Source organism: Haloarcula nitratireducens (assembly GCF_019599505.1).
The window spans coordinates 177,858-190,589 of the sequence record NZ_RKLT01000001.1; the positions used below are offsets into that span (position 1 = coordinate 177,858).

General features: G+C 66.9%; 17 protein-coding genes. 12 read left to right on the forward strand and 5 right to left on the reverse strand.

What is annotated here, in order from left to right:
- Positions 1-3: 3 nt before the first annotated feature.
- On the forward strand, positions 4-807 hold the full coding sequence (locus EGH23_RS00885; RefSeq protein WP_220578151.1) for a 2-amino-3,7-dideoxy-D-threo-hept-6-ulosonate synthase: 804 nt from the start codon (positions 4-6) through the stop codon (positions 805-807).
- On the opposite strand, the gene minD is transcribed toward EGH23_RS00885, so the two are convergent.
- Positions 804-2,111, reverse strand: coding sequence for a cell division ATPase MinD (gene minD, locus EGH23_RS00890; RefSeq protein ID WP_220578152.1), 1,308 nt, complete (start codon positions 2,109-2,111; stop codon positions 804-806). The genes EGH23_RS00885 and minD overlap by 4 nt on opposite strands.
- Before the next feature lie 156 nt (positions 2,112-2,267).
- On the opposite strand from minD, the gene EGH23_RS00895 reads away from it, so the two are divergent.
- The gene (locus EGH23_RS00895; RefSeq protein WP_220578153.1) at positions 2,268-3,434 is read left to right on the forward strand and encodes a 3-dehydroquinate synthase II; all 1,167 of its coding nucleotides are present in this window, start codon (positions 2,268-2,270) and stop codon (positions 3,432-3,434) included.
- Positions 3,435-3,458: 24 nt separating this feature from the next.
- On the opposite strand, the gene EGH23_RS00900 is transcribed toward EGH23_RS00895, so the two are convergent.
- Complete coding sequence (locus tag EGH23_RS00900; RefSeq protein WP_220578154.1) at positions 3,459-3,893, reverse strand: zinc ribbon domain-containing protein; 435 nt, start codon at positions 3,891-3,893, stop codon at positions 3,459-3,461.
- A gap of 114 nt (positions 3,894-4,007) precedes the next feature.
- On the opposite strand from EGH23_RS00900, the gene EGH23_RS00905 reads away from it, so the two are divergent.
- A complete protein-coding gene (locus EGH23_RS00905; RefSeq protein ID WP_220578155.1) occupies positions 4,008-4,349 on the forward strand; it encodes a cupin domain-containing protein in 342 nt (113 codons plus the stop codon).
- A gap of 21 nt (positions 4,350-4,370) precedes the next feature.
- Here the strand turns inward: EGH23_RS00905 and EGH23_RS00910 are convergent, their stop codons facing one another.
- Positions 4,371-4,556: a DUF8107 family protein gene (locus EGH23_RS00910; RefSeq protein ID WP_220578156.1), complete on the reverse strand. Its 186-nt coding sequence runs from the start codon at positions 4,554-4,556 to the stop codon at positions 4,371-4,373.
- Between the two features lie 99 nt (positions 4,557-4,655).
- On the opposite strand from EGH23_RS00910, the gene EGH23_RS00915 reads away from it, so the two are divergent.
- From EGH23_RS00915 to EGH23_RS00940, 6 genes are all read left to right on the forward strand, one after another.
- The gene (locus EGH23_RS00915) at positions 4,656-4,979 is read left to right on the forward strand and encodes a hypothetical protein (RefSeq protein ID WP_220578157.1); all 324 of its coding nucleotides are present in this window, start codon (positions 4,656-4,658) and stop codon (positions 4,977-4,979) included.
- Positions 4,980-5,070: 91 nt separating this feature from the next.
- Positions 5,071-5,481: an SRPBCC family protein gene (locus tag EGH23_RS00920; protein WP_220578158.1), complete on the forward strand. Its 411-nt coding sequence runs from the start codon at positions 5,071-5,073 to the stop codon at positions 5,479-5,481.
- A gap of 104 nt (positions 5,482-5,585) precedes the next feature.
- Positions 5,586-5,810 (forward strand): hypothetical protein, encoded by a 225-nt coding sequence (locus EGH23_RS00925; protein ID WP_220578159.1) that lies wholly within the window; start codon positions 5,586-5,588, stop codon positions 5,808-5,810.
- A 43-nt stretch (positions 5,811-5,853) separates the two neighbouring features.
- Positions 5,854-6,150, forward strand: a complete 297-nt coding sequence (locus EGH23_RS00930) for a DUF7990 family protein (protein ID WP_220578160.1) — start codon at positions 5,854-5,856, stop codon at positions 6,148-6,150.
- 1 nt (position 6,151) lies between these two features.
- The gene (locus EGH23_RS00935) at positions 6,152-7,123 is read left to right on the forward strand and encodes an ArsA family ATPase (RefSeq protein WP_220578161.1); all 972 of its coding nucleotides are present in this window, start codon (positions 6,152-6,154) and stop codon (positions 7,121-7,123) included.
- A 130-nt stretch (positions 7,124-7,253) separates the two neighbouring features.
- Positions 7,254-9,083: a carbon starvation CstA family protein gene (locus EGH23_RS00940; protein WP_220578162.1), complete on the forward strand. Its 1,830-nt coding sequence runs from the start codon at positions 7,254-7,256 to the stop codon at positions 9,081-9,083.
- A gap of 76 nt (positions 9,084-9,159) precedes the next feature.
- On the opposite strand, the gene EGH23_RS00945 is transcribed toward EGH23_RS00940, so the two are convergent.
- Entirely contained in the window at positions 9,160-9,774 is a 615-nt protein-coding gene (locus tag EGH23_RS00945) for a DUF8052 family protein (RefSeq protein ID WP_220578163.1), read from the reverse strand.
- Positions 9,771-10,145 (reverse strand): cupin domain-containing protein, encoded by a 375-nt coding sequence (locus EGH23_RS00950; protein WP_220579197.1) that lies wholly within the window; start codon positions 10,143-10,145, stop codon positions 9,771-9,773. Before EGH23_RS00950 ends, EGH23_RS00945 begins: the two co-directional genes overlap by 4 nt.
- Positions 10,146-10,325: 180 nt before the next feature.
- Between EGH23_RS00950 and EGH23_RS00955 the strand changes: the two genes are divergently transcribed.
- The 3 genes from EGH23_RS00955 to EGH23_RS00965 all read left to right on the forward strand — a co-directional run bounded on the left by EGH23_RS00955 (position 10,326) and on the right by EGH23_RS00965 (position 12,731).
- The gene (locus EGH23_RS00955) at positions 10,326-11,444 is read left to right on the forward strand and encodes a baeRF10 domain-containing protein (RefSeq protein ID WP_220578164.1); all 1,119 of its coding nucleotides are present in this window, start codon (positions 10,326-10,328) and stop codon (positions 11,442-11,444) included.
- Between the two features lie 92 nt (positions 11,445-11,536).
- Positions 11,537-11,740, forward strand: a complete 204-nt coding sequence (locus tag EGH23_RS00960; RefSeq protein WP_220578165.1) for a DUF8007 family protein — start codon at positions 11,537-11,539, stop codon at positions 11,738-11,740.
- A gap of 43 nt (positions 11,741-11,783) precedes the next feature.
- On the forward strand, positions 11,784-12,731 hold the full coding sequence (locus tag EGH23_RS00965; RefSeq protein ID WP_220578166.1) for a D-2-hydroxyacid dehydrogenase: 948 nt from the start codon (positions 11,784-11,786) through the stop codon (positions 12,729-12,731).
- Position 12,732: the final 1 nt, after the last annotated feature.

Here is a 12,732-nt window from a genome sequence, read left to right on the forward strand (position 1 = left end):
AACATGAACGCAGGGAAACGAACACGACTCGACCGAATCGGGACAGACGGCCGCTACGTCGTCGTTCCGATGGATCACGGTATCACGATGGGTGCCGTAACGGGGCTCAAAGACATCGAATCGACGATCGACGCGGTCACGCGCGGCGGAGCCGACGCCGTCCTCACCCAACGGGGCATCGCCGGCCGCGTCCATCCGAACAAGAACGACGCGGGTTACATCGCCCACCTCAACGGCTCGACCACCATCGGTCCCGACGAGGACGACAAGCGCCGGACCGGCACCGTCGAGGACGCCATCCGCGCGGGGGCCGACGCCGTCTCCTTCCACATCAACGTCGGCAGCGAGTACGAGCGCGAACAGATCGCCGGGCTCGCCGAACTGACCGGCGAGGCCGAACGCTACGGCCTGCCGGTGCTGGCGATGACCTACGCCCGCGGCCCGGAGATCGACCCCGAGGCCGAGGAGTTCAACCAGGCGGTCGGTCACGCCGTCCGTCTCGGCGAGGAACTCGGTGCGGACGTCGTCAAGACCGCCTACACCGGCGACGCGGAGACGTTCCAGCACGTCGTCGAGTCCACGTCGCTGCCGGTGGTCATCGCCGGTGGGTCGCGCGGCACGGACCAGGAGACCCTGGAGATGGTCCGCGGCGCGATGGACGCCGGGGCCGCGGGCGTCTCGATGGGTCGGTCTATCTTCCAGCACGGGGACCCCGAGAAGATCACGCGGGCGGTCGCCAGCGTCGTCCACGACGACAGCGAGGCGGCCGACGCGCTCCGGGACGCCGGGCTGGCCGTCGAAGCCTAGAACCCGAACAGCGACCGTATCTGCGACCCGAGCGACGCGGTGTCGCTCTCTGCCGTTTTCGAGGTATCCTCCGCCGATTCGGCGTCACCGCTGCTCGGGTTCTCGACGCCGCTCTCGGACCAGGTCGTCGGTGTAGTCTCGGACGTCGCCGTCGAACCGCCGTCGCTCTCCGTCCGTGAACCGGACCGTTCGTCTGAGTCGGTGGTGCCGGTGGGGCGGCCATCGTCGGCCGGCGCGTCCTCCCCGTCGGCAGTTCCGTCGTTCCCTCCGGAATCCATATCGACGCGTCGGTCCGCGTCCGACGGCGAGTGCGCCGAAGACTCGTCGCCGAGCAAGTCCACGTCCGGTGGCTGGTCCTCGGATTCCGCTGCCGTTACCGCGCCGTCGCCGGTCGCTCCGTCGCCGCTGTCCCCCGTGGCGGGTTCGACGGCCATCGCTCGCCCGTAGTCCTCGGGGGGCACCGATTCCCCGCGGTGCTGTCCGTCCGCGGTCGGTACGTCGGTCACGCTGACGGCGTCCGGTCGTTTCTCGGAGCCGGTCGCGGGACCCGCCGCTGCGGCCGTCGCCTCCGGGTCGGCCACCGTCGGCTCCTCGACGAGTTGCCGGGCTACCTTCCGGTAGGCGATAGCGGCACCGCTCTTGGGCGCGTTCGACACCACGGGACTGCCCGCGTCCTGTGAGTGCGGGACGGCGTCGTCCTCGGGGACGTGGCCGAGCAACTCGACGTCGAGGAACTCGGAGATGCGGTCCGCGCCGGGCGAGGCACCGGTTCCGGACTTCGTCAGGACGAGGCCGCGGACGTCGGTGTCGACGCGCTCCGCCAGCTCCTTCGTGTTCCGGACGTTCCGGATCGAGGCCACTCGGGGCGTCGAGACGAGCAGCGTCTCGTCGGCCAACTGCATCGGCCGAACGGTCTCCTCGCTCAGGCCCGCGGGCGTATCGAGTATCACGACGTCGTAGTGCCACCGGAGCGTCTCGACCACGTCGGGTAGCCTGTCGAGGTCCGTCTCCGCGTACCCGTCGAGGTCCGTCCCGCTCGGGACGACGGAGAGACCGCTCTCGGTCTCGTAGATAGCGGACTTCACTTCGGCTTCGCCGGCGAGCACGTCGTGGAGCGTCGTCGCCGTCCGGACGTCGACGTCCATCTCGAGGAAGTCGACGAGGTTCGCCATCGCCAGGTCCAGTTCCACCGTGACCGTAGAACGGCCGGCCTCCGCCAGCGACGCCCCGAGGTTGATACTCGTCGTCGTCTTCCCGACGCCGCCCTTTGCACCAGCGACCGTGTAAACGTGATTCGTGACCATTCGTGACTACTACCGAACTCCCTCGGATCCTGTTACGACGCTAATTTATCAGAGAAACTGATAACGCTACCGCTCACGTTTTCAGCGTTGAAAACCGGGCGGGGCGGCGGCGCTGAGTCCGCCACGTTCAAGCCCCGCCGTCGCGGACGTGGCTCTATGACACGAAGCGTGTGGCTCAAAGCCGACGACGAGGTCGGCGACTGGGAGGCGCGGAAGCGGCGCATCACCGCCGGACTCGAAGCGGGCGTAGACTGGGTACTGGTCGACGAAGCGGACGTAGAGCGCGTCCGTGACCTCGGTTCGGTCAACGTCGCCGCGTTCACGAACGGCGACGTCCACGTCATGGAGGCCGAGGCCGACGACTCCGACGCCGACGCGACCGTCGTGGGCAAGGACGGCGAGGGCGACGGCACCGTCGATCTTCCCTCCGATTTCTCCGGCTCTGCGGACCTCTCCTCGCTCCGGCAGAACGGCGCGGCCCCGGAGGGGGGCTACGTCCGCATCTTCGACGAGGACTACGAGGCCTTCGCCGAGGAGGTGGCGACCGAGGCCGACTTCACCATCGTCATCGGCGAGGACTGGCAGATCATCCCCCTGGAGAATCTCATCGCCCGCGTCGGCGACGAGACGGACCTCATCACCGGCGTCACCTCCGCCGAGGACGCCCGAACGGCCTACGAGACGCTGGAGCACGGCGTCGACGGCGTCTTGCTCGATACGGACGACATCGACGAGATCAGAAAGACCGTCGACGTGCGCGACGAGATGGGCCGCGAGCAACTCGACCTGGAGTACGCCGAGGTGACCGCCGTCGAGCAGACGGGGTCGGCCGACCGAGTCTGCATCGACACGGGCAACCTGATGGACCACGACGAGGGGATGCTCGTCGGGTCGATGGCCCGCGGCCTCTTCTTCGTCCACGCCGAGACGGCCGAGTCGCCGTACGTCGCCTCGCGGCCGTTCCGGGTCAACGCCGGTGCGGTCCACGCCTACGTCCGCACGCCCGACGGCGGGACGAAGTACCTCTCGGAGCTCCAATCGGGCGACGAGGTTCAGATCGTCGATTCGAACGGTCGCACCCGCGAGGCCATCGTCGGCCGCGCGAAGATCGAGAAACGGCCGATGTTCCGCGTGCAGGCCGAGACCGAGGGGGGCGACCGAATCGAGACGCTGTTACAGAATGCAGAGACCATCAAGGTCCACGCGCGCGACGGTCGCGTCGCGGTCACCGACCTCGAACCGGGCGACGAGATCCTCGTCTACCACGAGGACACGGCGACGCACTTCGGCGAGAAGATCGAAGAGAGCATCATCGAGAAGTAGACGGCACAGGGCGGGATTCTTCCCCTACTGTTCGGCTTCGACGTCCGCCTCGGTCCGGTACTGGTCGAGCTCGGTCGTACACCAGTGACAGAACTCGATGTCGTCGTCGAGTTCTTTCCCGCAGTTGGGACACTTCGTCCCTTCGAGCACTTCGGTGGTCACGTTCCCGCGGGTCGCCATCCAGTAAGCGTCGACCATGTTCAGGGCGGTGATCGCCAGCACGGCGACCGAGGCTTCGAGCGGAACGTTCTGGGCGGCGGCCAGCAGGTTGTCGAGCGTAAAGCCGTTCCGGAGCGGTGCCATCGCGTTCCCGTCGATGAGCAGCGCCGTCGTGCTGTAGACGAGGCCGAACCAGAGAACCGCGCGTAACCACTCCCGGAGGTAGACGTGCCCCAGCCCGGGGTAGAGAAAGGCGAGTACGGCGGCGAGCCACGGCCGTTTTCGCCCGGTCTCAGCCATATTCCCCGAATCAGGGACCCACGCTCCTATATCTTCCGAACCGTAGAGGTTCGCCTCGACCGAACTACCGTCGACAGAAGGTACCGTTTTCACCGCTCGCCACTAGTTCCGCCCATGGACGTCGTATCAGATGACGGCTCGAACGCCGTCGAAGTCGAACCGGGCGTCTTCCTCACGCAGCTGGCGGCGGGCGCTGAGATGAGCATCCAGCATCTCCGCATCGAACCAGGCGGGCGCGTACCCGAACACAGCCACCATCACGAGCAGGTGGGATTCGTCTATCAGGGGGAACAGACCTTCGTCCTCGACGGCGGCGAGGCGGTGACCGTCGAACCCGGCGAGTCCTACCGCTTGGAGAGTCACGAAGTCCACGCCGCCGAGAACCGCGGCGACGAGGTGCTGCTGGCGATCGACGTGTTCAGTCCGCCGCGGCCGAACCCCGACTGGCAGGAGTAGCGACACGGCCGACCGGACCCGTCACCGCAGCACGAGGAGATAGGTCAGGGCGGCGAGAAACAGCGCCGTGAGAAGCACGGTCCGGAGCGTGAACGCGGCCAACTCGAAGAAGCTCAACCCCCAGACGAGGACGGTACTGAACGCGAGCGATAGCAGCAAGTCGAGCACCAGCAGGACCCGGATGTCCCCGTCGCCGTCTGCGGCCATGGCGCTACTGCCGCGGCCACGTCCATATACGTACGGGGAGGGGACGCGATATCGACCCGAATGAGAGCGTTGATTATCATTCAGATAGATTGACAGACGATGATAGAGAACCGCAACGGAACGCCCGTCGACCCGGTCCCCTTCCTGGTCGTCAGCGGGCTGGGAGTCGCGCTAAGCTTCTCCTTCGGCCCGATCTACGTCATGGAGTTCGGTGCGTCGCTGCCGTTCTCGCTGTCGGTCGCCGGTCTCGTCGCGCTGGGGACGGCAGCCGCGGCCTACCACCGCTACGTCTGGACGGCGCGGCCCGAACTGCGCGGCGAGGTACCGGCCGACGTCCGGCTCGGGCGACTGCTGTACGGCATGATCGTCGGATTCTTCGTCGTCGTCGCGCTCGCGCTCCCGCTCGTCGCCGGCGGCCTGTGATCGCCCTCGAACTCCGCGCTCCGTCGCCGGACGCCGCTCTCTGATACCGCAAGCCTGTGGAACTATGACCGAGGGGTGCGACTGCGGGTCCATGCGCGAGGTGGAACGCACGCGGTTCGTGGCGGCGACGCCCGCCGAACTCGATCGCTCGCTGTCGCCGGTCGCCGTCATCGAACACGAGGGGACGTTCGGCGTCGTGATGAACGAGGAGACCGACGCCGGGCAGCGGGTCACGGCCCGCGGCGGCGGCGTCGAGGCCGTCTTCTCCTTTCAGGAACGCGAGAACGGGCTCTCCTATCGGCAGATCGGCGAGCAGGGCCCTTTCGAATCGATGGAGACGACGCTCACGTATCAGTCGAGTGACCACGGGAGCGAGGTGACGGCGCATTCGGTGGTCAGTCTCGGGCTCCCGCTCTCGTCGGTGACCGACCGCATCGCCGCGTGGAAACGAGGTGGGGAGCTGGACCGGCTGCTCGACGGGCTGGCCGACGAACATCGATAGCGCGCTGTCGCCGTATCGACGCTGCCCGGGGCACTCCGCCGGATGTGTGCGGGCCGCGCAGATTCCTACGAACGTTTATGTTATTTTGGATGGAACGGTGATACATGGGTATTTTGAACGCGGTCGGCGAGATACTCCGGGCCTCGACGCAGTCGGCCAATCGGGGGGACCGCGCCGGGGAGACGTCGACGGGGGCGTACTGGTGTGACGACTGCGCCGAGCGAATCAGGGACGTCGACGCGACCGGCGAGACGCCACCGAACTGCCCGGACTGCGGCGAGGAGATGCGGTTCGAACGCTCGGCCGCCGCCACCGGGTGCGCGTGCTGACTCGCCAGAACACGTATATCATCGACAACTGCTATTAACACACATGACAGCGGCCGACCGAATCGACGCGTATCTCGACACGCTCGAAGAGTGGTTACACGGTCTCTACCACGGGATGATCGAACACCCGTCCTTCGAGAAGATAGAGAAGGAGGCGGAGGACACCGCAGACGTGTTCATGTTCGCCTGTTTCGCCGACGCCTTCGGCATCCCGAGTCCAATCTCGTACTACACGGCGGAACTGCTCCCGTACCTCTCCGAGGAGTTCGTCCAGTGGGAGCGCCGGATGTGGGACCGACAGTCGCTCATCGAGCGCAAGGGCCAGCAGTATCACTTCTGAGATGAACAAGTTCGTCTTCTTCGGGGGGAAAGGCGGGGTCGGCAAGACCACGGTATCGAGCGCCTACGGCCTGAAGTGCGCCCGCGACGGCCTGCGGACGCTGCTCGTCTCGACGGACCCGGCACACAGCACCTCGGACGTGTTCGACCAGCAGTTCGACGACGACCCGACGGCCGTCGAGGGCCACGAGAACCTCTGGGCGATGGAACTGGACCCGGAGGAGGAGGTCGAGCGGCACATGCAGGAGATCAAGGGCTCGATGACCGACCAGGTGAGTCCGGCCATCGTCAACGAGATCGACCGGCAGATAGAGCTCGCCCACCGGACGCCGGGAGCCTACGAGGCGGCGCTGTTCGACCGGTTCATCGACGTGATGCGCGAGAGCGACGACTACGATCGCGTCGTCTTCGATACGTCGCCGACCGGCGGGACGCTGCGCCTGCTCGCGCTCCCGGAGTTCCTCGAATCGTGGATAGAGCGGCTCACGGCCAAGCGACAGGAGAGCGTAGACCTCTTCGAGAAGGCGGCGATCGGTGACTCGGAGGCGCGGGAGAAGATCGCGGACGACCCGATCATCCGCCGGCTCACCGAGCGCAAGGAGAACTTCGAGTTCGCCGGGCGGACGCTCCGCGAGGAAGCCGTGTTCTACCTCGTCCTCAACCCCGACGAACTCTCCATCGAGGAGTCACATCGCGCCGTCACCGACCTGACCGACGCGGGCCTGACCATCGGCGGACTGGTCGTCAACAAGGTCGCGCCGGCCCCGGACGACGACGAGAGGGGGAAGGGAGCGACGTATCTGCGGGAGCGCCACCGCACCGAGCGGGCGCGGCTCGACCGCATCCGCGAAGAGTTCGACCAGCCGGTCCTCGCGGTCGTCGAACAGCGCGTCTCGGAGATAAAGGGGAGCCTCTTGGACGAGGTCACCGACGAGCTCGACATCGACGTCGAGGCGTCCCCGGCGGGACTCTAAGCAGCGGCCGAGGGGGCGGAAATCGGAAGGCGGCGTAGCCGCTGCTGGGCTCGAAGTGTGACTAAGCTGTCCGATATCTCCACAATTATTAAATACTTTTTGGGCACAGATATGGATGAGGGTAGATATTATGGTACAAGTTATCTGGCTCGTCGTCGCCACGCTGCTCACGTTCAGCATCGGATACCTCGGCTATTCGAGGTATCTCGCGCAGTTCGTGGAACTGGACGATTCGAACGAGACACCGGCGCACAAATACGAGGACGGACAGGAGTACGTCCCCTCGAAGAAACCGGTGTTGCTGGGGCATCACTACTCCAGCATCGCCGGGGGCGCGCCCATCGTCGGACCCATCACCGCCGGCGTGGTCTGGGGGTGGGTGCCGGCCCTGCTGTGGATCGCCATCGGGAACCCGCTGATGGGGAGCGTCCACGACTTCGTCTCGCTGTCGGGCAGTCTCCGCCACGAGGGGAAGTCCATCGGCTACATCATCGGCGAGTACGTCGGCGAACGGGGGAAGAAGATGCTGCTGTGGTTCGCGTTCCTGACGATCATCCTCGTCGTGGCGGTGTTCGCGCTCGTCGTCGCTATCGTGTTCAACGCCTATCCGCAGGCGGCGACGGCGAGTTTCGTCTACATCGCACTGGCGCTGATATTCGGCGTGTACCTCTATCAGTTGGACCTCCCGTTCATCCCGGGGACGGCCGTCTTCGTCACCGCGGTGTTCGGCGGCGTCTGGGTCGGCCTCAACTTCCCCATCGCGCTGTTCCCGGCCCCCGAGGGGTCGCCCTACGCGCCCGAAACCATCGTCCTGTTCGGCTCCGGACTGGCCTCGCTGGTGCCCGCTGCGGGCACGCTGGGCGCGAACACCGCCGCCTGGATTCCGGTCATCCTGCTGTACGCCGCCATCGCGTCGGTGCTCCCGGTCTGGATGCTGCTCCAGCCGCGTGACTTCCTCTCGTCGTTCCTGCTGTACGCGGGGGTCGGCGGGGCGCTGGTGGCCGTCGTCGTGGGCACGCTGCTGGGAACGTCCTCGCAACCGCTGGTCATCGAACTCGAACCGTACTACGGCTTCATGGGGACCGCGGGGCTGCCGCTGTTCCCGCTGCTGTTCGTGACCATCGCCTGCGGGACCATCAGCGGGTTCCACTCGCTGGTCTCCTCGGGCACGACCGCGAAGCAACTCAACAAGGAGTCCGACGCCCGCCCCATCGGCTACGGCGGGATGCTCGGGGAAGGCCTGCTGGCGACGGTCGCGCTCGGCACGGTCGCCATCGCGGGCGTCACGGCCGGCGGCGGTATCGGCCGCGCCCTGCCGAACTTCGCCAGCGGCGGGTCCGTCATGCTGTCGAGCTTCGGCATCCCGCTCGAAGTCGGCGCGGTGTTCATGGCGCTCGTGCTCGTGAGCTTCCTGTTGACCTCGACCGACACGGCGGTTCGCCTCGGTCGCTACATGGCCGAGGAGATCGTCGGCACGCCCGACGCCGACACCGTCTACATGCGACAGATGCAGGAGGTCGGGACCAACCGCTACTCGAACGCCGCCATCCAATGCCTCATCGCGTACGCGCTGGTCGCCAGCGGGTCGTGGGCGAGCCTCTGGCCGCTGTTCGGCGGCGCGAACCAGCTGCTGGCCGCGCTCGCGCTGTTGACCGCGACGGTGTGGCTGGCGAACTGGGACGAGGACAAACAGCTCATCAGCACCGGCGTCCCGATGGCGCTGATGACGCTCATCACGATTATCGCGCTGCTGTACCTCGCGCTCTATCAGAACCTCTATCAGCAGTTCGTGCTGGGCGGGTTCGCGCCGGAGGCGGGCATCGTCGCCCGCATCTCCGTCGCGGCGCAGATCGTCCTCGCGCTGGTGCTCGTTGGACTGGCGCTCTCGCTGGTCTGGATCGGCTACAAGAACATCCGGTCGGTGCGCGAACGCCCCGGTGCGGCCCCGGCCGACGACTGAACGACGACGCGACGAGCCCTCCCTTCTTTTCGTCGTTTTCCGCGTTCGAGTGCCCCGCGATGGCGACGCCGAGCGCTCACCCGAGCAGCGCTCGCAGCCGTCCCAGCAGTCCCGACGGCTCCGCGTCTAAGTCCCGCCACAGTTCGAACGCGGCCGTCACGTCCGCCTCGCTGCTGGCGACGGCCTCCTCCCGGGCGGGCGCGACGACGGCGAGGTTCACCTCGTAGCTCCCGTAGTAGCCGTACTTCAGCAGCGTCCGGTCGCGGAACCCCGAGACGTACGAGCGCACCTCGTCCGGGACCGAGGGGACGACGAGGACGAACGTGAACTCCGTCCCGTGGTGTTCCTCGCTCGCGTCTATCCACTCGTCGGCGAGGTCGTGGCCGAGCGTCACCAGCGCGTCGAGGTCGGCAGTGGAGACGCCGTCGGCGCGCCGGGCGAAGAGGTGTTCGCTGGTCTCGTAGTTCGCCCAGTTGATGGAGCGGTGGAGGAACTGCTTCTGACTCTCGACGAACAGGCGGCCGTACAGGTCGAAGCGCTCGCCGTCGGCGGCGTAGTCCCGTTCGAGGTCGTAGTTGTACCGGAGGCGGCCAGCGACCCACTGGAGGTAGTCGTCGTCCCACGCGGGCAGGTCCTGCTCGGGCGGTTCAGTCGGCTCGACCGCGCTCTCGGTGTCGTCTCGCTCGCTCATGCGTCCGGGTCGTAGGCGTGAACGTCGTCGGTGGCAGGTGCGCCGACGGCGAACACGCGGACCGGCTCCGTCGCCGATTCGGGGTTGTAGGCTCGCTGCGGACTGCCCGGTTCGACGACGAACACCTCGTCGGCCCCCACCTCGTAGGTCCGCTCGGGCGTCTCGACGTGGAGCGTCCCCGAGAGCACGTAGAACACCTCTTCTTGCTCGTCGTGGACGTGATAGGCCAGCGGGAGCGGCTCACCGGGGTCGGCCTCGTAGACGTTCGCTCCCAACTGTTCGAGCGAGGCGGCGGCGTCGATAGACCGCTGTGTGCTCGGCCGGTCGGGGGTCGGTGAGACGTCGCCGACCGAGATGTGATGATATCCCATATCAGTACACTGGCGGTCGTCCATCTAAAACTTCGGCCCGAATCGACGAGTCGGGTTGCGTTTGCAAGCACGCTCCTTACCGGAGAGCGACGGCTACGGATCGAGTACGACCGCGACAGCCCACCGCGTCGTAGCGGCGTACAGGGCCACTGAACTGACCGTGACTTCATATTACATTCGATGACTGAGAGCACCCATGCAGACGACCTGCGGAACCGCATCGAGGCAGTCGAGACAGCGTCGGCGGATACGGACCGGCTCCTGTCGGTCGCCGTTCCCGCGACGGAGCCGCTCGGCGAGACCCTGGAAGATATCGAGGAAGACCACGCGGAGGCGTCGTATCTCGACACCGACGAGACCACGCAGACGCACGTCCGCGAGGCGCTGGACGAGATCAAGCGCATCCTCAACGACTACGACGAGACGCCGACGAACGGTCTCGTCGTCTACGCCGGCGTCGTCGACGGCGACTTACGGACGTACGTCTTCGACGACCCGCCGGAGTCGGTGACCGAGTCGGTGTACGAGCGCTCGAACGAGTTCGACGCGTCGCCGCTCGACGCGACGGTCGCCGAAGCGGCCGACGCCGGCACGCACGGACTGCTCGTCGTCGCGCGAGAGTCGGCCGTCTTCGGCCGGTACGACGCCGAGTCGGTCGAACTCGTCGACGAGATCGAGAGCGACGTCCCGAGCAAGCAGTCCGCCACCGGCCGGTCGGAGGAGAGCTTCCAGGACCGCAGCGAGGAGCGCGCCGGCGAATTCTTCGACGCGGTCGGCGACGCCGCCCAGCGGGTGTTCCTGCCCGAGGCCGACGTCGCCGGCGAGACGCCCGACCCCGACATCGACCGACTCGTCGTCGGCGGGAGCGAGGTCATGGCCGAGCAGTTCCACGACGGCGATCACCTCCACGAGCGGCTCGAAGAGCGCGTCGTCGGCCCGTTCGAGGTGTCCTACGCCTCCGAGCAGGGCCTCCGAGAGCTGGTCGACGCCGCGGAGAACGCGGAGGCGCTCGACGTGACCGACGCCCGCGATACGGTCGAGCGGTTCTTCGGCGAGCTGGACGACGGCGACGAGGCCGTCTACGGCCCGGACGACACCGAGGAAGCGCTCGAAGAGGGAGCCGTCGAGACGCTGCTGGTCTCTGACTCCCTCGACCCGGCCGAGGCACAGGAGCTCTCGAAGCGGGCCTCGGAGACGGGAGCCGACACCGTCACCGTTCCGACCGGCTACGACCGCGGCGAACGGTTCGACGATGGGTTCGAGGGCGTCGGAGCCCTCCTCCGCTACCCGGTCGCGTAGCGGGCGATTTCGGCCGCGACCGCTCACGCTACCGGTCGCGACTCGGCGAGGGAACTTTTATTCGACGCGGGACCGAACTATCACGGTAGAGTATGAGCAAAGAGACCGAGTCCTGCGGTCGGTGTAGCATGAGCACCGTCGTGGACACGACGGACGGGCAGGGATCGGACCCGTTCGGGACCGCGCGTATCGAGGTCGACGACGGCGAGGCGCGGGCCGTCTCGCCGGCCGCGTGGCTCGCGGGCCTCAAGGACCGCCTCGACGACGCGGCGACGCGGTTGACCTACGGCCGATAGGGCGGACGCTACCTTTTTGTCCCGTCTGGGTGACTTCCGTGCAATGGCAGAGATAGACGTTCTCGTGTTGAATCAGCCCATCCACGGGATGTCGCCTCGAGAGTACCAATCGGTCCTCGCGAATCGGCTCCCCGAGCAACGGGTCGAACTCGCCTCGAAACCCAGCGAGTACGACGAACTCGTCGCCGAGTCGCGCATCGTCACGGGATTCGAGATCGACGCGGACGCCGTCGAGTCGGCCGACGACCTCGAACTGTTCGCCTGCACCTTCGCCGGCACGGACCACCTTCCGACCGACGCGTTCGCGGCCAACGACGTCCGCGTCACCAACGCCTCGGGCGTCCACGGCCCGCCCGCCGCCGAGCAGGTGATGGCGTACGTCCTCTCCTTCGCCCGCCACCTCGATACGGGATGGGACCGGAGCCGCGACGGGACGTGGAGTCACTATCGAGCCGACGAGTTGCAGGGCTCGACGGTCACCGTCGTCGGGACCGGTGCCATCGGCAGTGCCATCCTCGATCGACTGGACCCCTTCGGCGTCGAGACCATCGGCGTCCGAAACAGCCCCTCGAAGGGCGGCCCCGCCGACGAGATCATCGGCTTCGACGAGTTCGAGGAGCGACTGCCGGAGACGGACTACCTCGTCTTGGCCTGTCCGCTCACGGAGAAGACCGAGAGACTGGTCGACGCGTCGGCCTTCGACTTACTCGATCCGGACAGCGTCCTCGTCAACATCGCCCGCGGCGAGGTCGTCGAGACGGACGCGCTGGTCTCGGCGCTGAAGACCAACGAACTCCGGGGAGCGGCGCTGGACGTGACTGATCCCGAACCGCTCCCGGACGGCCACCCGCTGTGGAACCTCGATAACTGTCTGGTCACGCCGCACAACGCCGGCCACACGCCGGAGTACTGGGAGCGGATGGCCGACATCGTCGCCGAGAACGTCGAGCGACTGGAATCGGGCGAAGAACTCCGAAACCTCGCACAGTAGG

Excerpts from the sequence above, each read along its gene's own strand:
- EGH23_RS00905 (WP_220578155.1), top strand. The coding sequence starts at position 4,008 with ATGGACGTCGTATCAGATGACGGCTCGAACGCCGTCGAAGTCGAACCG.
- EGH23_RS00930 (WP_220578160.1), top strand. The coding sequence starts at position 5,854 with ATGACAGCGGCCGACCGAATCGACGCGTATCTCGACACGCTCGAAGAG.
- EGH23_RS00955 (WP_220578164.1), top strand. The coding sequence starts at position 10,326 with ATGACTGAGAGCACCCATGCAGACGACCTGCGGAACCGCATCGAGGCA.
- EGH23_RS00935 (WP_220578161.1), top strand. The coding sequence starts at position 6,152 with ATGAACAAGTTCGTCTTCTTCGGGGGGAAAGGCGGGGTCGGCAAGACC.
- EGH23_RS00945 (WP_220578163.1), bottom strand. The coding sequence starts at position 9,774 with ATGAGCGAGCGAGACGACACCGAGAGCGCGGTCGAGCCGACTGAACCG.
- EGH23_RS00940 (WP_220578162.1), top strand. The coding sequence starts at position 7,254 with ATGGTACAAGTTATCTGGCTCGTCGTCGCCACGCTGCTCACGTTCAGC.
- EGH23_RS00920 (WP_220578158.1), top strand. The coding sequence starts at position 5,071 with ATGCGCGAGGTGGAACGCACGCGGTTCGTGGCGGCGACGCCCGCCGAA.
- EGH23_RS00950 (WP_220579197.1), bottom strand. The coding sequence starts at position 10,145 with ATGGGATATCATCACATCTCGGTCGGCGACGTCTCACCGACCCCCGAC.
- EGH23_RS00895 (WP_220578153.1), top strand. The coding sequence starts at position 2,268 with ATGACACGAAGCGTGTGGCTCAAAGCCGACGACGAGGTCGGCGACTGG.
- EGH23_RS00910 (WP_220578156.1), bottom strand. The coding sequence starts at position 4,556 with ATGGCCGCAGACGGCGACGGGGACATCCGGGTCCTGCTGGTGCTCGAC.
- EGH23_RS00965 (WP_220578166.1), top strand. The coding sequence starts at position 11,784 with ATGGCAGAGATAGACGTTCTCGTGTTGAATCAGCCCATCCACGGGATG.
- EGH23_RS00885 (WP_220578151.1), top strand. The coding sequence starts at position 4 with ATGAACGCAGGGAAACGAACACGACTCGACCGAATCGGGACAGACGGC.
- EGH23_RS00960 (WP_220578165.1), top strand. The coding sequence starts at position 11,537 with ATGAGCAAAGAGACCGAGTCCTGCGGTCGGTGTAGCATGAGCACCGTC.
- EGH23_RS00925 (WP_220578159.1), top strand. The coding sequence starts at position 5,586 with ATGGGTATTTTGAACGCGGTCGGCGAGATACTCCGGGCCTCGACGCAG.
- minD (WP_220578152.1), bottom strand. The coding sequence starts at position 2,111 with ATGGTCACGAATCACGTTTACACGGTCGCTGGTGCAAAGGGCGGCGTC.
- EGH23_RS00915 (WP_220578157.1), top strand. The coding sequence starts at position 4,656 with ATGATAGAGAACCGCAACGGAACGCCCGTCGACCCGGTCCCCTTCCTG.
- EGH23_RS00900 (WP_220578154.1), bottom strand. The coding sequence starts at position 3,893 with ATGGCTGAGACCGGGCGAAAACGGCCGTGGCTCGCCGCCGTACTCGCC.